The following is an 18,394-nucleotide window of genomic DNA, read 5'->3' on the forward strand; positions in this document are numbered from 1 at the left end:
CCCGGCTGCTGGCGGAGCAGGTGGTCACAGGCTGACGATCTCGTCGATCCGCAGCTCCCCTCGGGCGCTGGCCACCCGGGCGCCGTCGGCGTCCCGGGTGAGGGTGCCCCATCCCGTCGGGAGCAGCAGCGGCCACCGACCATGCTCGCGCGGCGCCAGCGTGAGCCGACGGCTCACGGCGTCGTAGGAGGCCCCCGCCAGGGCGTCGAGCACCGACCAGCCGGCCATGGCGCGCACGTAGTGGTCGCCGCACTCGATCTGGTTGTACGGGTTGCGCCGCGTGCCGTCGTAGCGGCGCCACAGGCCGTGGAGGATCGTCCAGGCCTCTTCCTCCAGCCCCTCCCAGAGGCAGTGCGCGGCGACCTGGTACTCGCTGCCGGTCCACACCTCGTCGCAATAGCGCGTGGGCACGGCGGGCCGGCCGCCGCGCGGCCAGGTGCACATGAGCAGGCCGGTGTCGTCCTCGTCGGCGAAGACCCGGTAGGGGTGCTCGAAGGAGCGGAAGCTTGCTCGGGATGAGCTCCTTCGCATGGCCGGGCGCGTCGGTGACCGCGCTGCTGAAGGACATGCCGTCGCCGAGACTCCGGTCGGTGCTGCGCAGCAGCACCTGGCTGCGCCAGTCGCCGCCGTTGCCGCCCGGCGACTGCCAGGAATGGCCACGAAAGCCCTCCTATGAGATTCCGCACAGGTGCACATGCATGCCGAGCTCGGCGAAGGCCGCTGCCTTGGCGGTCAGCGCGCGGCCGGCGCCGTCCGCGTCGTCGGCGTAGGCCACGTTGAGGTGGTTGGCCCGGTGCCGGGCCATGAACTGGTCGCGGGAGACGCCGTGCAGGACCGCGTGCATGATGGGCCACTGCGGGGTGGTGGCCTGGAGTCTGCGCTCGGTCTCCTCCTCGGGCAGCTCGACGACGGTCGCGCGGCCGAGGTCGGCATGCAGTGCGCCGTCCATGACGAACACCCGCGACCAGACGATCTCGCCCGGCTTGGAGACGCCGCTGAGGGTGCCGCCGCCGAGGGGAAAGTACATCGGCGGCTGCCGCATGCTCCACGAGCGGTCGTACCCGCCGTTGTGCGAGGCGGGGACGGCGCCCGAGATCTCGAAGACCCAGACGAACCGTCCGTCGTACTCCTCTCCCCAGCGCACGTCGTGCAGGGTGGTGGCCGGGTCGAGGCCCATCGCGGTCCACAGGCGGTTGGTGATCAGGGCGTCGACGGCGACGCCCTCGTCCACCTCGTTGAAGTGCGGCAGCGGCCGGCCCGGATAGAGCTCGCGGGATCCGTCGCGGCTGAGCACGGGTGGGCGGGCGACGTTGTTGAGCAGCCCTTCCGCCAGGTCGCTGGCCGGGACCACGTCCTTCAGGCCCTGCTGGTACTGGATCCCCACGGCGTCGAGGCCGAAGTCGTCGGCGATGCGCAGGGCGGCGATGTACATCTTGAGCTGGCTGGTCAGCTGCGCCTCGGTCAGCTCGGTGGCCTCGTCCGTACCGAGATGAAAGGTCAGGCCCGCCTCGTCGAGCCAGGTGCGGGCCTGCCGGGCCTCCTCGTCCCCGACCCTGAGCATCTCGGCGACGAGTGCGCTCTGCGAAAGCCGCTCCTTGTAGATGCCGAGCGGATTGAGCAGCTCGTCGTCGATGATGGCGTTGTACATCCCCATGCAGCCTTCGTCGAAGACGCCGATGATCGCCTTCTCGGTGGCGAGCTGCCTGGCGACGGCCTTGCCGAGGGCGACCTCCACGCCGCCGTCCGTGTGCTGGTAATCGGTCACGTGGGCGATGTCGTGGTGCAGCTCTCCGCTGTCCAGCCAGGTTTTCAGGCCGTGCCGGGACCAGGCGTCGGTGAAGTCCTCGCTCCACAGCACCGAGTACGGCCGGCCTGCCTTGGTCAGGCTCCCGGCCAGGTTGAGCAGGCCGACCAGTCCTGGCCACTGGCCGCTCCAGTTGGCCACGATCAGCACCGGGCCGCGATGGCTGCGCAGCCCGGCCAGCACGTGGTGGCTGTACTGCCAGACCGCTTCGGCCACGATGAGCGGCGCGTCGGGCGGCAGCGTCTTGAACACCTCGATGCCGGCGCGCTGGCTGTCGATGAAGCCGTGGCCCTTGGCGGGGTCGACCTCGTGACCGCGCCGTACCGACCAGCCGAGGTCGCGAAGTGCTTCCGTGAGGTGGGCTTCCAGCCTTTCCTGGACCGGCCAGCAGGTCTGGTTCGCGCTTTGCCGCAGGTCACCGCTGGCGACGGTGTAGACGACGCCGGACTCCGCCGCGGGTGGCTCGATCAGCTGGGGGAACTGGTACATGTCTGCCCTTCATCGATGCCGACGGTCGGCGAGGTCGTGCACGAGGCGTACCGTGCTGGGGTAGAGCTGCCGGTAGAGGCCGTCCGACGGAGGTGGCCCGGATCTCCTGCGGCATGCCGGTGATGTCGTGCCGACGTCGTAGAGCGGCGTGCACTGGCTGGCCGAGTGGTGGTCGAGCAGATAGGCGCCGGTGAGCTTGCGCACCAGCCAGGAGCTGGGCATGTACAGCCGGCGCGCCTTCGCGTAACGCTCTGGCTCCTCCTCGGCGACCCATGCGATCTTGGGTCCTGCGGCCTGGCTCGACAGGTCGGATCCGCACCTGCGGCGGATCTCGGCCGCGCCCAGTTCTCGTTCGAGCCTGCCGATCTGCCGGGTGGAGCGGGTGTCGACGCCGTAGAGGATGGCGGGCCGCACCGGCTCGTCCCCGGCGTCGGCGAGCAGGACGCACGGGCCCATGCCGCTCACCCCGACCGCCCCGACCTCTGCGTCGCGGCACAGCTGGCGGGCCAACCCGGCGAACTCCTGCCACCAGACCCGGGCGTCCATCTCGAGCCGCCCGGGGGCCGGCCGGTCCACGGTGTGCTCGCGTACTGCCGATCGCTGCACCGTGCCGTCCAGGCCGACGAGCATGCCCTTGCTGCTGGAGGTGCCGATGTCGACGCCGAGCACGTACATAGCAACCCCTGAGAAATCGATTGCTGATGCGCAGACGCTAATGAACCCTGTGGTCGTAGTCAACAGTGCCGCGCTGTCAATTCCGCCGGGCCGCTGCGGCCAGGCGCGCGGAGTCACGCCGCTCGCCGTCCGTCGAACGTCGGGAACGCGTTGCGGCCCAGGTCGCTCGCGGGTTGAGGCGCGACTGCCCGAACGGTGCGGCTCACGCCGACGTCAACGCCGGCTGTTGACCGCACGGTCGACCGGCACCGTCGGCGCGCAACATCCTCGATCGTCTGTCGTGGATGATGAAGCGAAAACCAGCAATCGATTACTCAGGTGAGACAGCATCACTGTCGCGCGCGGGCTCGCGCTCCGCCGACTGCGGGTAAGCGGGCCTTTCGGGTCATGGCTGCAGGGGATCGACCGGCGCGCGGGTCAGCGGGGCCGGACCGCCGTCGGGCGCGGCGGCCGGTGCGGCTTTGTCGGCCGCGGTCTTCGCCGTGCTCTGTGGTGTCGTGGTCTCGGCCGGGGTCTCGGTCGTGGCGTGTGCGGCGGTGGCCAGGGTGGTCAGGATGCGTTCGGCGTCGGTGAGCAGGCTGCCGCTGGCGGCCCAGCCTTGCGGGCGGTTGACTTGCCCGTCGCGGATCTGGTCGGTCATCTGCCCCTGGATGGCCTCGGTCTGGGCGCGGGCGGTCTCCAGCACGGTGTCCATGGGGGTCTCGAGGTCGTCCTCATGATCGGGGCGGGTGGCGGTGGTGATCACGGCAGCCAGGGTGTCGAGCAGGTCGGCGTAGTCGCGGGCGAAGTCGATGCTGATCCAGGCGGTGGCCGAGTCCACGCCGGGGCGTTGGTCGATGTGGGCCAGCGCGCGGACGATGGCGTGCACGTGCGTCCCGGTCTGGGTCATCGCCGCCAGCAGCGGGGTGTAGTCGCGCAGGCCGGACTGGCGCAGCCGGCGCAGGTTGTAGCGGCGGCTCTCGACGCCGTCGGCGATCGCCCGGCGGGCCTGGGCCAGGTGGCGGTCCAGCTCGGTGGCGCGGCGCTGCCACTCCGGCAGCTTCGACAGGTCGCAGTCGTGGCGCAGGCCGGTCGCGATGTCCTGCAGCAGGGTGACCGCTTCCCGCCCCAGATGACGCACGGCCCGGTAGGGGCGGCGCTGGTACAGCGGCGGCCACAGCAGCACGTTCACGCCCGCCCCGGTCAGCGCTCCCGCCGCGGTGGCCAGCACGTACCCGGCCAGGTAGCGGTCTTGGGAGGCGGCGCCGAACGACAGCAGCAGCACCGCGGTGGTGGCCACGTCGGAGCCGTGCCGGCCCATACGGTGCCAGCGGGAGGCGATCAGCGCGGGCGGCACCACCAGCAGCAGGCTGAGCGCGTTCAGACCGATCAGGTGGCCGATGCCGCCGGCCAGGAAGACGCCCGCGGCCACCGCGATGACCCGCCGGAGCCCGTTCGTCAACGTCCGGTACACGGTCGCGTGCACCATGATCACTGCGGTGGCGGGGGCGATCCACACCGTCTCATCGGCCAGCAGCCGATCGGCGGCGAACCACGCCAGCACGGCCGCCACCGTCGCCTTGGCGATCTGCCGGGCCTCGAACCGCTGCGGTGAATCCGGCTCGCCCAGGCCGGCCAGCTGGACGCGCATGTAGCGGAGCTCACGCCGGGCCGCGGCGCCGGCCTTCCGATACAAGCGATCAATCATGAACCGACATTTCCCCACCTTCTGCACCTTGGCAAGGGCCGGGAAATCGGCAGGAGAAGCGGCCGCGGCCCTCGGATGGTGCGGAACCACGGCCCGATCGTCGATGCCCGGGCAGGTGAAGGCCGCTCCGCTACCCGGCGCGGTAGCGCAGACCCGGGAGTGCTCGGCATCGCCGGAACGGCGCCGAGCGATGTCCGGCCTGACGCCATCCTTGGTCAGGTCAGGTCAGGTCAGGGCACCCAGCGCTTCCTCCAGGCTGTCGTACAGCGGCAGGACCTTGGCCAGGCCGGTGATCCACATGATCTTGGTGCGGGAGTAGTCGACGCCGATCAGGGCGAACGCGCCGCCAGTGGTCTGGCTGTCCTGCCAGTGGTGAATGATCAGGCCCAGGGCACGCGAATCCATGAACGTGACCCCGGACAGATCGAGGATCATCGACGGACCGGCCTGGGACAGGTACTCGGCGAACTGCTCGCGCCGAGTGGCATCCAGGAACCCCTCGACCGTGACCACGGCGATCTCGCCCACGAAGGACGTCGCCAGGTGTAACGTCGCAGATCCTAGGTCGTCCTCGGCAGACATCATCACGGCGCCATCGTATGCTCGATGAACGCAGGGCCGGACGCGTCTGGAGATCTCTGTTCGAGCTCGGACCGATCACGACCGGGGCGCAATCCGGCCCATCGGCGCCGCCTCGCGTTTGCTCACCTTGTGCGGGGATAGCGGGGCGGTTTGTGTTCCTCCCATCATTGCCTGAGTGGACGCAGCGATCATGAACATGGAGTTCGAGCTCCGGTGTCCCATCAGCGCAGACCTGGAGCTCATCCGCGCCCTGGTCCACGCCCATGCCCGCCGCGGCGGGCTACGGGGTGCGCGGTTGGAGGATCTGGTGATCGCGGTCAACGAAGCGGTCACCAACGTGCTCGACCACGGCGGGGCCGCCGGCATGGTGATCGTCCGCAACAGCGCCGAGGCCGTCGTCGTGGACATCGTCGACTTCGCCGGCCGGCTGAGTCATGAGCATCTGGCCGCGGCCAAGATCGATCCCACCGGTTCCCGGGGGTTCGGCCTGTGGGTGATCCAGCACCTGTGCGACCGCGTCGACCTGGAACAGAGCGACCAAAGCTCACGCCTGCGGCTGCACATGTGCCACCGCTCACCTGGAGACTGCCTGCCATGCCCGCGGCCAGGGCAGGAGGACTCTCGGTGGTAGGGCGTGCGGTCGATGCGTTCCCTGGCCGGCGGCGGCGACAGTTCCTGCCCTGGCGATTCCCGGCAATCGAGAACGGCCTCAAGAAGTGTGCGTCAAACGCCCTTCAGAACACGATCAAGTGCCGCCCGGCCTGCGGGTCCCCAGTTCGGCTTGCCGCCGGGGAGGCCCCGATCTCCGTTCTGCCCCATGAGCATGAGGAAGAGGCTCTTCATGGCGGCCAGCCCGCGGGCGCGCCTGATCGTTGCCTCGTCCGCGTGCGCGTACGCGTCGAAGAACCGTACGGCCGTGCCCGCGGGGAGCAGCAGCCACGCGGCGCCGAGGTCCCACGCCGGATCGCCGGCGAACAAGGCACCGAAATCGACCACGCCAGAAAGCGTCCCGTCCGAGACGACGACATTTGCGGGATGGAGGTCACCGTGCAGCCACATCGGCGGGCCCTCCCACTCGGGGGCCGCGACGGCATCGGCCCAGACGGCCCGGACGGCGCGGACATCGCCGACGGCGTCGGGGTCGATGGCCTGCAAGAACTGCTCGAAGCCGCCCGTGCACCTCTTGGGGTGAGCGCCGAGGTCCGAGCTGGCCGGGGCCTCGGCGGGCGCCTCCACATGGAGCGCCTGGAGGAAGCCCGCCAGCGTGTCGGCCGCGTGGGCGCCGCGGCTGATCGAGCCGTGGTCCAGCGGCTCGCCGGGAACCCACGTCATCACGGTCCAGTGCTTGGGGAAGCGCTCGGACGGTTCGCCGAACCGCACCGGGGTCGGCACCGGGAGCGGCAGGCGCGGGGCCAGCACGGGTAGCCATCGCCGCTCCTTGAGCTGGAGCTCCGGGGTGGGGTCCATACGCTGCATGCGCACGGCCAGCTCGTCCCCGAGACGCCACATTTGGTTGCCCCAGCCGCCCGCCACCTCGCGGATGGCCAGCCCTGCAAGGTCTGGATGTTGCTCCCGCAGCAAGCCGCGGACCAGGTCTGCGGTGATCTCGAGCTCAGCGTCGGTCATGCCAAGTCACAGTACTGAGGCGGCAGGCGGAGCGGCTCGTCTGGCTCCGCCGGCAACTCGCCCGAAGCGCTCGGCCGGCCCATGCGTGCGAGCCGGACGAGTCCGCTTCCGCACCGGCTCGGGTCAGTACCGGCGGCTCAGGCCGACCGCAGGCAGAAGGGGTGTCCGGCCGGGCTGGCGTAGACCCGGCCGCCTTTCTGTGATGCGGGGCCGGCGTCGTCCGTGGGCTGCAGCCGGCGTGCACCTGCCTCGATCGCCAGCCTGTCGGCGGTTGCGAGGTCGTCCGTCGTCAGATCGACATGCATCTGCTGCGAGTCGCCCTGTGGCCACGCCGGGGGGACCTGCCCCGGAGCCCGCTGGATCACGAACACCGGGAACCCGTCGGCCCGCAGGAAGTGGTGAGTTGCGGTCTTGGCGATCGTGCCGCCCAGCAGCCGGTGCCAGAACGCGCTCTCGGCCTCCGGTTCGGCGGCGTCGATGATCACTGCGCTGAGACTGATGTTCATGTTGTTCTCTGTCCTTTCCCTTGCCTGCTCTGGGCCTACACCACCGGGATGATGCCGCCGTCGACCCGGAACTCGGCTCCGGTGAGCCATTTGGCGCGGCCGGAGGCGAGGAACGCGATCATCTCGGCCACGTCCTCGGGGTCGCCGGGCCGGCCCATCGGCACGTTCAGGTGATTCACGATCTGCTGCCGTACCTCCTGCACGCCGACGCCTTGCCGATCGGCGAGGTGCCGGAGGTGCTCGACGGCGCCTTCCGTGGCCACGAAGCCCGGCAGGACGCACACCACGCGCACCCCGTGCTCGCCGACCTCGGTCGCCAGTTCGCGGCTGTAGGCGTTGAGCGCCGCCTTCGCCGCCGCGTAGGACGCCTCGGTGCGCTGGGGCAGGCGACTGGCGATCGACGAGACGTGCACGACCACGCCGGAGCCTCGCTCGACCATTCCCGGCACCAGGGCCCGGTCGAGCCGGACGGCACTGAGCAGGTTGATGTCCAGGTCCGCCTGCCACGACTCGTTGGAGCGCTGCAGCGTCGGCGCCGGGGCGCTGGCGGCGCCCGCATTGTTGACCAGTACGTCCACTCCGCCCACGCTGTCGAGGACCCGCCGGCCGAGCTCGGCCACCCCCTGTCGCGTCGCGAGGTCGGCGGGGATGAAGGTGGCGGGCAGATCCTTGGCGGGTGCGCTGCGGGAGGCGGTCAGCACGGTTGCGCCCGCGGCCGCGAATCGCCGGGCGGTCGCCGCGCCCAGGCCGCGGCTGCCGCCGGTGACCAGCACGCGAAGGCCGCGCAGGCCCTCTTCCGGGTACGTCATGGGAGCACTCCTTCGATAAAGTGAACCGGACTCCGGAAACTATACATAAGCGGAATCGGACTCACCTTATGGAGGTACTGGTGCCGTCATCACGTCCGCTGCGCGCTGACGCGCGGCGCAACCGCGAGGCGCTCCTGGCCGTGGCACGGGAGGCGTTCCGCACCGGTGAGGCCGACGCCCATGTGGAAGAGATCGCCCGGCGAGCCGAAGTGGCGGTCGGCACGTTCTACCGCCACTTCGAGACACGCGAAGCCCTCATCGAGGAGGTCTATCGCCAGGAGGTCGCCGAACTGTGCGCCGCACCCGCGCACCTCCTTGACCGGCACGCGCCCGACGAGGCGTTGCGCCACTTCCTGCTGCTGCTCGTGGAGCACGCGGCCGTGGGCAAGGGCATGGCGGTCGCGCTGGAGAGCATCATGGCGACGGATTCACCGATCTTCGACGACGCCCGCACACAGATGGCGCAGGCTCTCGATCAGCTCCTTCAGGCCGGCACGGCAGCCGGCACCATCCGTGGCGACGTCAGCGGACGCACACTGCTGCGCGCGCTGGGCGGCATCTGCGGCATGCACGCCACCGAGGGCTGGCAGAACGAAGCCGTGCACATCACGGCGATCCTCTTCGACGGCCTGCGTTTCGGCGCACAGAACGCGGACTGAGCCGACGCGCGTCGCACTGACCAGGCGATTCGCTACTACTGGGGTGGATGGCGCGGCCGGTACGCCACGGCGGGCGGCCCGACCTGGGCGGGCACGCAAAACCCCACCCGGCACACCCGGGTGGGGAGTTACGGTGTCGCAGGTCGGCCGCGTTCAACCGTGGGCAGCAGCGGCTGCGCGTCAGTGGCGGACGCCGCGCCTGCCGTACAGGCCGACCACCAGGATGACGCCGACGGCGGCGACGGCGATCTGAAGCAGCAACTCGATCCAGTCGATCCCGCCGGTCTCCGCCACGCCGAAGGCGCCGGCGATGAAGGTGCCGATGAAAGCGGCCACGATGCCGACCACGATGGTCAGCCAGATCGGGATGTGCTGCTTGCCGGGAACCACCAGGCGGCCCAGTGCGCCGATGATGGCGCCGATGACGATGGCGGTGATGATGCCGGTGACGGTCATGCAGGACTCCTAAAGATGGGGGGTAAAGCTGAGCATTCGTCTGCCCTGCAGAGGTCCGTGCACACCTCACCCTCACCTGCGAGACCGGGACGACACCTCAAGACTCAAGGTCACGGCGCACAGGAAGCCGGCAAGAACGGGAGGAAATTCGCCGTCTCCACCCCGGACCGCTTCAGCGGCGCCCTTGCGCCAGGTGATCCTTCTTCTAAGTTACGGCCTGCTGGACGAGCAGGAGCCGGCCGAGCCGGCCCCGCTCCCCCCGAAGGTGATCGCCACACGGTCCGCTTCGAGGGCGTCGGCTTCAGCCACGACGGGCGCCACAGCGTGCTGGACGGGGTCGACCTGGAGCCGGCCTCCGGCACGGTGACGGCGCTGGTCGGCCCCAGCGGCGCGGCAGGCCGGAGTGCCGGAAGTGGGTTTCAGCGCCCGGCCATCTTCATGTGCGCCGCCCCGTACGGTCTCCGGCCACGCCGACGCGCGGTCCGCACGCTCGGCGAGCCCACCACATATCTTGACGTACAACATCAGATCGACGTGCTGGACCTGCTGGTCCAGCTCAACCGCGAGGAGGGACGGACCATCGCCGTCGTACCGCACGACCTCAACCCGACCTGCCGCCACGCCCACCACCTGATCGCCATGCGCAAGGGGCGGATCATCGCGCAGGGAGCCTCGATGGTCGTGCCCATCGGCCGGCACCTCCGGTTCTGAGCCGCCGATGTCCATCAACTTCCATCACTCGGACGAACGCGACCCCATGACCCGTGGCCGGATCATCGGCGAACGCTGGCGCGAGGCCATCCACGGCACGGCCAAGGACTACGACTGGCTCTTCGAGGCGGCCGAGCTGGACCGGCACACCGTGCGCACCATCGCCGAGCAGGGCTGCGAGCTGCTGCACGGCTGGGCGCCCGAGCTCGCCGGAGAGCTGGCGGGCGTGGCCCGCGGCGCCGGCCTGGAGCTGTGGCGGGTCGCGGCGCTCAACTGCCGCACCGAGATCCTGGTCAGGGGCCGGATCGCGGGGCTGAAGGAGTGTACGGCCGCGGCCTGGCTGCCTCCGGGCGAGCCGCCCAGGGCGTTGCAGACCTGGGACCGGATCCCGTCGATCAGCAACTTCACCGTCCTGCGGCACACCTCGCCCGAGGAGCTGACGGTGACCTGGGACGGCGAGCGCGCGGACGGCTGGCTGGAGGTCGCGGTATGAGCTGGGACATCGCCGCCACGGGACAGCCGTCCCGCGAGATCTCCTTCACCACCTCAGAAGGCACCTGGATGAGCGTCGCCGTCACCCCCGACGGCGAGACGATCGTCTTCGACCTGCTCGGCGACCTGTACGCCATCCCCGCCGCGGGCGGCACGGCGACGCTGCTCCAGGGCGGCCCCGCCATGCACCGCATGCCGTGCGTGAGCCCCGACGGCCGCGAGATCCTCTACCTGAGCGACGCCGACGGCGACGACAACCTGTGGGCCTGCGCCATCGACGGGTCCGGGCCGCGCCAGCTCACGTGGGAGACCGACGCGATCCTGACCGACCCCATCTGGGGCCCGGACGGGCGCAGCGTGATCGCGCCCGCCATCTTCCGCGCCCACCTCAAGCTGTTCTCGTCCCAGATCCGCCTGTACGAGGGGCCCGGATCGGGCCGGCTGCTGGTGGACGTGCCGTCGAGCGGACGTGACGTGCTGGAGCCGGCGCTCTCCCCCGACGGCGCCTGGCTCTACTACAGCGAACGTCTCGTCAACCCCAAGATCTACGTGGACGCCAACCACGCCAACTTCGCGATCCGGCGCAGGCGGCTGGAGGACGGCCACACCGACACCGTGGTCGGCGGGTTCGGCGGCGCCATCAGGGCCGCGCTCTCGCCCGACGGAACCCAGCTCGCCTTCATCCGGCGCGTCATGGACAAGACGGTGCTGTTCCGGCTGGATCTCACCAGCGGCCGGCAGCAGCCGGTCTTCGACGGCCTCGACCGCGACAACCAGGCCGTCTGGGAGATCCAGGGCAACTACTACCCGAGGTTCTCCTGGTTCCCCGACAGCCGTCACGTCGCCATCTGGGCGGGCGGCGGGCTGCGGCGCATCGACATGGTCAGCGGCGGGCACACGCCGATCCCGTTCACCGCGGAGTGCCGTCACACGCTCATCGAGCCGGTCCGCGTCCGTCACGACCTGGCGCCGGACAAGGTGGTGGCGCGCGCCGTACGCCACCTGGCCGTCGCGCCCGGCGGGCAGGATGTCGCCTTCACCGCGCTCGGCCGCCTGTGGCACACCACGCGCGGCAAGGACGCCGTGACCCCCGTTGGCGACCACACCCTGCACGCGAACGAGCCCGCCTACAGCCGCGACGGCCGCCTGCTCGCCTACGTCGAGTGGGACGACGAGCACGGCAGCGTGCTGCGGACCTGCCGGCACGACCGCTGGGACGAGCCCGTCGAGGTGACGGCCTCCACCGGCGTCCTGCGCCAGCCCGCCTTCAGCCCCGACGGGACGCTCATCGCCTACCGGCTGCAGGAGCACGACGTCCTGCTCGGCGGCTCGCCCGCGCGCCCCGGCCTGTACGTCGTGAGCACCGCCGGCGGCGAGCCCCGCCACCTGGGCCCGGCGGACGACGCCCCGGCCTTCTCCCCCGACGGCTCCAGGATCTACGCGACCGTCGTCGACTCCTCGGGAGCCGAGCCGGTCGAGGTGCTCTTCAGCGTCGGCCTGCGGGGCGGGGACCGCAGGGAGCACGCGCGCACGGCCGACGTCGACACCTACGAGCTGCGGCTGAGCCCCGACCGCAGGTGGCTGGCCTTCCGGCACGCCAGCGAGTACCACGTGATCCCGTACCGGGAGACCGGTCACGTGCTGCAGGTCACGGCGGACACCCGCGAGGTGCCCTGCCACCGCCTGACCGATCACGGCGGGTACGCGCTGACCTGGGCCGCCGACGGCCGCAGCGTGCACTGGGCGGTCGGGCCCGAGCTCCACATGCGCGAGTGCGGCGAGTGGGAGCTGCCGCAGGCCCCCGCACCCGTGAACCTGAGCGTGGACGCCGACGTGCCCGGCGGCTGCGTGGCCCTCACCGGCGGCACCGTGATCACCATGCGCGGCGAGCAGGTGCACCGGCCGGGAACCGTCGTCGTCCGCGGCAACCGCATCGTCGCCGTCGGCCCGGCCGGGGACGTCGAGGTGCCCGCGGACGCCACCGTCGTCGACTGCGCCGGAACGACCCTGATGCCCGGTCTCGTGGACGGCCACGGGCACATCGACGGCGGCAACGGCAACGGCGTGACCCCGCAGAAGCAGGCCGCCCGATACGCCGCCCTGGCCTTCGGCGTCACCACGAACTTCGACCCGTTCCCCTCCGAGCTGCCGAGCTTCGAGAGCACCGAGACCACCCAGGCCGGGCTCACGCTCGGCCCGCGCTGGATCGGCACCGGCTCCGCCATCCACGGCCGCCCGCACAACGCCTTCCACCTCTACAACCCCATCGACACCTACGAGGACGCCGCCGGGGTGATCCGGCGGAAGAAGGCCCTGGGCGCGCTCAGCGTCAAGAGCTACAAATGGCCGGGCCGCCGCCACCGGCAGATGCTGGTCAAGGCCGCCCGCGAGCACGGCGTCAACATCGTGGTCGAGGGCGAGACGCACTTCTACCACAACATCAGCATGATCTTGGACGGCCACACCAACCTGGAGCACAACCTGCCGGTCGCCACGCTGTACGACGACGTGGTGCAGCTCATGGCCCTGGCCGGGGCGTCGAACACGCCCACGCTCATCGTCGCGTTCGGCGAGCTGTTCGGCGAGAACTACATGTACCAGCGGACCGAGGTGTGGAAGGACCCCCGCGTCCGCACGTACGTGCAAGCCTGCCTGAGCGGCTACAGCCCGCTCAACACACCGTACGGGGCCCCGCCCTACGCCCGCGCCATGACCACGATCCACGTCGCCGACGAACTGTACGAGATCGGCGTCCTGGCCGTCTCCCGCTCGATCAACCGGCTGGACCAGGCCGGGGTGCGGATCAACGCCGGCTCCCACGGGGAGATCCCCGGCCTGGCCATGCACTGGGAGATGGCCCTGCTGGCCGCGGGCGGGATGCCGGCGCACCGGGTGCTGCGGGCGGCCACGATCAACGTCGCGGACAGCCTCGGCGTGGGGCACCAGATCGGCTCGCTCGAACCCGGCAAGCTGGCCGACCTGATCGTGCTGCGCGACGACCCGCTCGACGACATCGCCAACTCGACGTCGGTGACGATGACGATGGTGAACGGGCGGCTGTACGACGCCCACTCGCTCGACGAGATCGCGCCGCGACGCAGGCCCAGGACGAAGTTCTCCTGGGAGACGCAGGACACGCACGGCATCGACTGGTCAGCGGCATGGGGCGGAGGGTGCTGCCTGTGACCTCCTGCGCAGCGACGCGTGCCGCCTGAACGGCCTGGCCACGATCCCCGGCGTGAGCTTCGCCTGAGGACAGGTCCTAGGCTGGCGGGGGTGACGGGATCGGCGGCGGGCGCGCGGACGCAGGAGCAGATGCGGCAGCGGAACCTGAGCGAGGTGCTGCGGCGCGTCCACAAGGACGGGGCGGTGTCACGGGCCGCGCTCAGCCGCCGGATGGGCCTCAACCGCAGCACCATCATGGACCTGACCGCCGAGCTCACCGCGGCTGGGCTCGTCCGCGAGGGCGTCCCCACCGGGCGGGGCCGCGCGGGGCGGCCGTCCATCGTCGTCATGCCCGAGCAGGAGACGCTGTACGGGCTCGCGTTCGACGTCGCCGTGGATCGGCTGCTCGCGGCCCGTGTCGGGCTCGGCGGCCGGATCCTCGACCGCCGAGCGGCCGTGCGCACCCGCGCCGGGGCCGACCTGGAGGACGTCGTCGGCGTCCTCGCCGCCTTCGGCCGCGAACTGGCCGCCGGAGCCGGTCCTGGCGCGTTGTGCGTGGGCGTCGGCGCGTCGTACTGCGGGTTGATCAGGCGCGCCGATGGCACGGTCCGGTACGGGCCGCACCTCGGCTGGGTGGACCAGGCGTTCGGCGCGGAACTCGCCGCCGGGCTCGGCCTCGGGCTTCCCGTCGAGGTGGGCAACGAGGCGCACCTGGGCGCGATCGCCGAGCACGTACGCGGCGCGGGAAGCGACGTCGACAACCTCATCTACCTGCACGGGGACGTCGGTGTCGGCGGCGGGATCATCGTCGCCGGGAAACTCCTGGACGGCGACGCGGGCTACGGCTGCGAGCTCGGGCACATGCTGGTCAACCCGTTCGACGGGCGGCCCTGCCTGTGCGGGTCGCGCGGCTGCCTGGAGGCCGAGGTGGGGGAAGAAGCGCTGCTCGAATACGCGGGACGGTCCGACGACCTCGTCGGACGCGACGGCATCCGGGCCGTCGTCGCCCTCGCCGGGAGCGGCGACGCCCGGGCGCGGGACGCCCTCGACCGCGTCGGCGACTGGCTCGGCGTCGGCGTCGTCAACCTCATCAACCTGTTCAACCCGGCGCTCGTGGTCTTCGGCGGGATGCTCCGCGACGTCTACCCGGGCGCCGCGCCACGTGTCCGCGCCCGGATCGACGCGCATGTCCTGCCGGTGTCGCGCGAACGTGTCCGCCTGGCCGTGACGGCCCTCGGTGACGACACCACGCTCGCCGGGGCTGCCGAGCTCGCCTTCGCCGGCCTCCTGGACGACCCCCTCAACACCCTGGCCACCCTCCGCTGACGCGTGTTCACGACGACCAATGTGCGCACTCCGGACCTCGGCGGCGTGGCTAGCACCGGAGACCTGACCCGTACGATCGTCGAAGCCCTCGGAAGGAAGCATGAGCGTCCCGCTGCCCAGCACGTTCCGGTCCCGCACCATCGACGCGGACGGCGTCGCCATCCACGCGGTCGTCGGGGGCGACGGGCCGCCCGTGCTGCTACTGCACGGCTACCCGCAGACGCACCTGATCTGGCACGACGTCGCGCCCGCGCTGGCGGCCCGGCACACGGTCGTGCTGACCGACCTGCGCGGGTACGGCGACAGCGCCAAGCCGGCGCCGGTCACCGACGACCTCTACTCCAAGCGGGCGATGGCCCGCGACCAGGTCAGCGTGATGCGGAAGCTGGGGTTCGACCGCTTCGCCGTCGCCGGACACGACAGGGGCGCGAGGGTCGGCCACCGGATGGCCCTCGACCACCCCGGCGTCGTCCAAGCCCTCGCCGTCCTGGACATCGTGCCGACCCGGCACACGTTCGCGCATGCCGACGCGGCGTTCGGCCTCGGCTACTTCCATTGGTTCTTCCTGGCCGCCGGCCATGGGATTCCCGAGCGGCTGATCGGCAACGACCCGGAGTTCTGGATTCGCAGCCGGATGACGGCCCGGCATTCCGGCGGCGCCGCCTACGACGAGACCGCGGTCCGCGAGTACGTCCGCTGCTTCTCCGACCCCGCCGCGATCGCCGCCTCCTGCGCCGACTACCGGGCGGCGGCCGGCGTCGACATCGAGCACGACGACGCCGACGCGGCGGCGGGCAGGCGGGTGCGCTGCCCGGTGCTGGCGCTCTGGGGCGAGCACGGCTTCGTGGGCCGTACGTACGACGTCCTGGAGGTCTGGCGCGCCTACGCCGAAGACGTCACCGGTGCGGCGCTGCCGAGCGACCACTACCTGCCGGAGGAGGTGCCGGCGCTCGTCGCGGCGGAGCTGGAGGCGTTCCTGGCCAGGGCGTGAGGCAACCGCCCCGGCCAGGCCTTGCGGGCCGGCCGTGAGCGGCACACCGGTCAGGAATCGAGAAGCGCGACCCTCGATCCGCGCCTAGCGTTACCTGCATGAACGTCACTGTCCACGCGGGCTTCCTGCCGCACGACGACCCGGGCCTCGAAGGAGAAACGCGCCGATGAGCGCCGAATCGAAAGCCGGCGAGAAGAACAAGCAGGGCGAGTCCTCCGGAGCGGGATTCTCCGGGGAAGAGCGTGCCGCCATCAAGGAGCGTGCGGCGGAGCTGCGGGCGGACGCTCGCCACAGCCGGAACGCGGACAAGGCGGCGGCCGACGAGCGGGCCGTGCTCGCGAAGATCGCCGAGATGGCGCCGCCCGACCGCGCCCTGGCCGAGCGCGTGCACGCCATCGTCACGGCCGCCGCTCCGGAACTGGCGCCGAAGCTGTGGTACGGCCAGCCCGCCTACTACAAGGAGGGGAAGGCGGTGTGCTTCTTCCGGAGCGGGCAGGTGGACAAGGAGCGCTACTCGTCGCTGGGATTCAGCGCGCAGGCGAACCTCGATGACGACGACGGCATGTGGCCGACGGCCTACGCCCTGACGGAGCTGAGCAAAGCCGGCGAGGCAGCGATCACGAGGCTGGTCAAGAAGGCCGTGAGCTGAGGGTTCCGGGATCGAAGATGATCTCCTCCCTCGTCCCCGCGCTCCCCTATCGGGAGATCTGCCCGTCCACGACGGCGCGCGTGCCGTGACGCCTGAACGTGCATCGTTTCCGCGCCCGGCTGTTCATGCTGACGCGTCCCAGCCGGCGGGGCCCGGTCTGCCCGGACCCCGCCGGCGGCGTGCGACGGCTCAGCCGGAGAAGAGCGCGCTGTGCACGTCCACCGGGTTGGCGGCATCGCCGGTGGAGACGCCGTACACGGCCGTGAAGGCGTTGCCGACCGAGACGAGGCCGGTGTAGTCACCGAGCAGGCGTCCCACGCTCGTCAGCGGGAGCTTCCGCGCGTCGAACGGTCCCTCGATGTGCTGCTCGCGCCACGACCCCGGCTTCGCGCAGTTGCTCGAACAGGTCACGGCCCACAGGTCGGTGGGCAAGGTGGCCGCGTCGGGCGTGTTGTTGCGGAAGTCGTAGTACGTGACCGCCACGGTGCCCGTCTTGGACGCGGCGACGACCGGTACGGCGGCGGAGCCGGTGGGTGTCTTGTCCAGGCGGATCGGGGTGGACCACGTCTGCCCGCCGTCCGCCGAACGCGAGTAGGACACGTGGAAGGTGCCGTCGGCCTCCTGGCTCTGCCAGACGGCGCTGACCACCTGGCTGCCCGGCTGGGTGGCCAGCAGCGGCAGGGAGGCGTTGCGTATCGGGTCACCCGAGTTGTCCGGGTCCGGGATGCGGGGGCCCACGGCGAGCGGGGCGGGGACGTTCAGTGTCGGCGCCGACCAGGTCTTGCCGCCGTCGGTCGAGCGGATGACCTGGGTGGAGCCGTCGGTGATCGTCTCGTGGTGCATGGCGATCAGCAGCGTCCCGTCCGGGAGCGGCACCAGCTGGGTGCCGATGACGCCGCTGTTGGTGGGCACGTCGTACACCTTGCTCGTGGTCCAGGTGCGTCCGTCGTCGGTCGACTTGGCCAGGTAGACCGGCTGCACCCAGTTCGGCGTGGTGCTGGTCGACTGGTCGTCGATGCGGTCCCACACCGCGTAGACCACTCCCGGGCGGTACGGGTCCGCGGTCACCGTCGGGCGGTCGTTGAAGAAGCGCGGGTTGTCGTCCCGCTGCAGGGTGGTCGGCGCGGCCCAGGTCCGGCCGCCGTCGCCGGAGCGGGCCACCAGGATGGCGGTCACGTCGCCGGCGCGGGACATCGACAACGACGCGGCCACCGCGGCGCCGGACGGCGTGATCGTGACCCAGTTGTCCGTCGTGACGGCGTAGTCCCCGCCGTTGGCGCTGGTGCCGCCGTTGCACTGGGAGAAGGCGGGCAGGTTCGTGGACTGCTGCCAGGTCAGGCCGTAGTCGTCCGACACGGCGGTGACGGCGCCGTTGCTGCCGTAGCGGTTCCAGCGATCCTGCTGGTACACCGTGACGAGGTGCTGCGGCCGGTTCGGGTCCCGCGCCACCGTGGGCAGGACTTCGGTGTTGGAGTTCAGGGTGTAACCGTCGGCCGGGGGGAGCCCGCAGTTCGCGGGCAGCGGGCTGGTACCTGAGACCGGCCGTACGATGGCGGGTCCGCCGGTCGCGGCGTCGTCCGCGGTGGCGGGCTGCGCGACGGTGCAGGCCAGCAGAATGGCCGCGGCGGGTAACAGAGCCCTGGAGCGTCGGATCACGAGCATTCCTCATCTTTGCTGTGTTGATGAAGACGTCACCGGCTCGCCGGGGGAACTTCTCCGGCGTCAGGCGTACGACGCAGGGAAGGTTACAGGTGCAAGATCAGTTTC

The 18,394-nt window shown here is 71.0% G+C and carries 18 protein-coding genes; 8 read left to right on the top strand and 10 right to left on the bottom strand.

Annotated elements, in window-relative coordinates; all coding sequences use genetic code 11:
• Nucleotides 1-24 precede the first annotated feature (24 nt).
• From ABEA43_RS59460 to ABEA43_RS59480, 5 genes are all read right to left on the bottom strand, one after another.
• Nucleotides 25-531 (bottom strand): GH116 family glycosyl hydrolase, encoded by a 507-nt coding sequence (locus ABEA43_RS59460; RefSeq protein ID WP_345576917.1) that lies wholly within the window; start codon nucleotides 529-531, stop codon nucleotides 25-27.
• A gap of 139 nt (nucleotides 532-670) precedes the next feature.
• The gene (locus tag ABEA43_RS59465; RefSeq protein WP_345576919.1) at nucleotides 671-2,293 is read right to left on the bottom strand and encodes a hypothetical protein; all 1,623 of its coding nucleotides are present in this window, start codon (nucleotides 2,291-2,293) and stop codon (nucleotides 671-673) included.
• A 9-nt stretch (nucleotides 2,294-2,302) separates the two neighbouring features.
• On the bottom strand, nucleotides 2,303-2,968 hold the full coding sequence (locus ABEA43_RS59470; protein WP_345576921.1) for an FGGY family carbohydrate kinase: 666 nt from the start codon (nucleotides 2,966-2,968) through the stop codon (nucleotides 2,303-2,305).
• A gap of 385 nt (nucleotides 2,969-3,353) precedes the next feature.
• Complete coding sequence (locus ABEA43_RS59475; protein WP_345576923.1) at nucleotides 3,354-4,655, bottom strand: FUSC family protein; 1,302 nt, start codon at nucleotides 4,653-4,655, stop codon at nucleotides 3,354-3,356.
• A 225-nt stretch (nucleotides 4,656-4,880) separates the two neighbouring features.
• On the bottom strand, nucleotides 4,881-5,240 hold the full coding sequence (locus tag ABEA43_RS59480; protein ID WP_345577051.1) for an STAS domain-containing protein: 360 nt from the start codon (nucleotides 5,238-5,240) through the stop codon (nucleotides 4,881-4,883).
• A gap of 172 nt (nucleotides 5,241-5,412) precedes the next feature.
• On the opposite strand from ABEA43_RS59480, the gene ABEA43_RS59485 reads away from it, so the two are divergent.
• Nucleotides 5,413-5,868, top strand: a complete 456-nt coding sequence (locus tag ABEA43_RS59485) for an ATP-binding protein (protein ID WP_345576925.1) — start codon at nucleotides 5,413-5,415, stop codon at nucleotides 5,866-5,868.
• A 92-nt stretch (nucleotides 5,869-5,960) separates the two neighbouring features.
• On the opposite strand, the gene ABEA43_RS59490 is transcribed toward ABEA43_RS59485, so the two are convergent.
• The 3 genes from ABEA43_RS59490 to ABEA43_RS59500 form a co-directional block, all read right to left on the bottom strand.
• Nucleotides 5,961-6,863: an aminoglycoside phosphotransferase family protein gene (locus ABEA43_RS59490; protein ID WP_345576927.1), complete on the bottom strand. Its 903-nt coding sequence runs from the start codon at nucleotides 6,861-6,863 to the stop codon at nucleotides 5,961-5,963.
• 137 nt (nucleotides 6,864-7,000) lie between these two features.
• A complete protein-coding gene (locus ABEA43_RS59495; protein WP_345576929.1) occupies nucleotides 7,001-7,369 on the bottom strand; it encodes a VOC family protein in 369 nt (122 codons plus the stop codon).
• 35 nt (nucleotides 7,370-7,404) lie between these two features.
• The gene (locus ABEA43_RS59500; protein WP_345576931.1) at nucleotides 7,405-8,178 is read right to left on the bottom strand and encodes an oxidoreductase; all 774 of its coding nucleotides are present in this window, start codon (nucleotides 8,176-8,178) and stop codon (nucleotides 7,405-7,407) included.
• A gap of 80 nt (nucleotides 8,179-8,258) precedes the next feature.
• On the opposite strand from ABEA43_RS59500, the gene ABEA43_RS59505 reads away from it, so the two are divergent.
• Nucleotides 8,259-8,837, top strand: coding sequence for a TetR/AcrR family transcriptional regulator (locus tag ABEA43_RS59505; protein ID WP_345576933.1), 579 nt, complete (start codon nucleotides 8,259-8,261; stop codon nucleotides 8,835-8,837).
• A gap of 180 nt (nucleotides 8,838-9,017) precedes the next feature.
• On the opposite strand, the gene ABEA43_RS59510 is transcribed toward ABEA43_RS59505, so the two are convergent.
• Nucleotides 9,018-9,293: a GlsB/YeaQ/YmgE family stress response membrane protein gene (locus ABEA43_RS59510; RefSeq protein ID WP_345576935.1), complete on the bottom strand. Its 276-nt coding sequence runs from the start codon at nucleotides 9,291-9,293 to the stop codon at nucleotides 9,018-9,020.
• Between the two features lie 324 nt (nucleotides 9,294-9,617).
• Between ABEA43_RS59510 and ABEA43_RS59515 the strand changes: the two genes are divergently transcribed.
• From ABEA43_RS59515 to ABEA43_RS59540, 6 genes are all read left to right on the top strand, one after another.
• Complete coding sequence (locus ABEA43_RS59515) at nucleotides 9,618-10,004, top strand: hypothetical protein (protein WP_345576937.1); 387 nt, start codon at nucleotides 9,618-9,620, stop codon at nucleotides 10,002-10,004.
• A 7-nt stretch (nucleotides 10,005-10,011) separates the two neighbouring features.
• Nucleotides 10,012-10,497, top strand: a complete 486-nt coding sequence (locus ABEA43_RS59520; protein ID WP_345576939.1) for a C45 family peptidase — start codon at nucleotides 10,012-10,014, stop codon at nucleotides 10,495-10,497.
• On the top strand, nucleotides 10,494-13,682 hold the full coding sequence (locus ABEA43_RS59525; RefSeq protein ID WP_345576941.1) for an amidohydrolase family protein: 3,189 nt from the start codon (nucleotides 10,494-10,496) through the stop codon (nucleotides 13,680-13,682). The genes ABEA43_RS59520 and ABEA43_RS59525 overlap by 4 nt, the downstream gene beginning before the upstream one ends.
• An 81-nt stretch (nucleotides 13,683-13,763) precedes the next feature.
• Nucleotides 13,764-14,987, top strand: a complete 1,224-nt coding sequence (locus ABEA43_RS59530) for an ROK family protein (RefSeq protein ID WP_345577052.1) — start codon at nucleotides 13,764-13,766, stop codon at nucleotides 14,985-14,987.
• 100 nt (nucleotides 14,988-15,087) lie between these two features.
• Nucleotides 15,088-15,978: an alpha/beta fold hydrolase gene (locus ABEA43_RS59535; protein ID WP_345576943.1), complete on the top strand. Its 891-nt coding sequence runs from the start codon at nucleotides 15,088-15,090 to the stop codon at nucleotides 15,976-15,978.
• A 166-nt stretch (nucleotides 15,979-16,144) separates the two neighbouring features.
• Nucleotides 16,145-16,627, top strand: coding sequence for a DUF1801 domain-containing protein (locus ABEA43_RS59540; RefSeq protein WP_345576945.1), 483 nt, complete (start codon nucleotides 16,145-16,147; stop codon nucleotides 16,625-16,627).
• 189 nt (nucleotides 16,628-16,816) lie between these two features.
• On the opposite strand, the gene ABEA43_RS59545 is transcribed toward ABEA43_RS59540, so the two are convergent.
• Nucleotides 16,817-18,283 carry a sialidase family protein gene (locus tag ABEA43_RS59545; RefSeq protein WP_345576947.1) on the bottom strand — a complete coding sequence of 489 codons (1,467 nt, stop codon included), beginning with the start codon at nucleotides 18,281-18,283 and terminating at the stop codon, nucleotides 16,817-16,819.
• Nucleotides 18,284-18,394: the final 111 nt, after the last annotated feature.

Origin of the sequence: Nonomuraea rosea (assembly GCF_039539705.1) — a bacterium.
GTDB lineage: Bacteria > Actinomycetota > Actinomycetes > Streptosporangiales > Streptosporangiaceae > Nonomuraea > Nonomuraea rosea.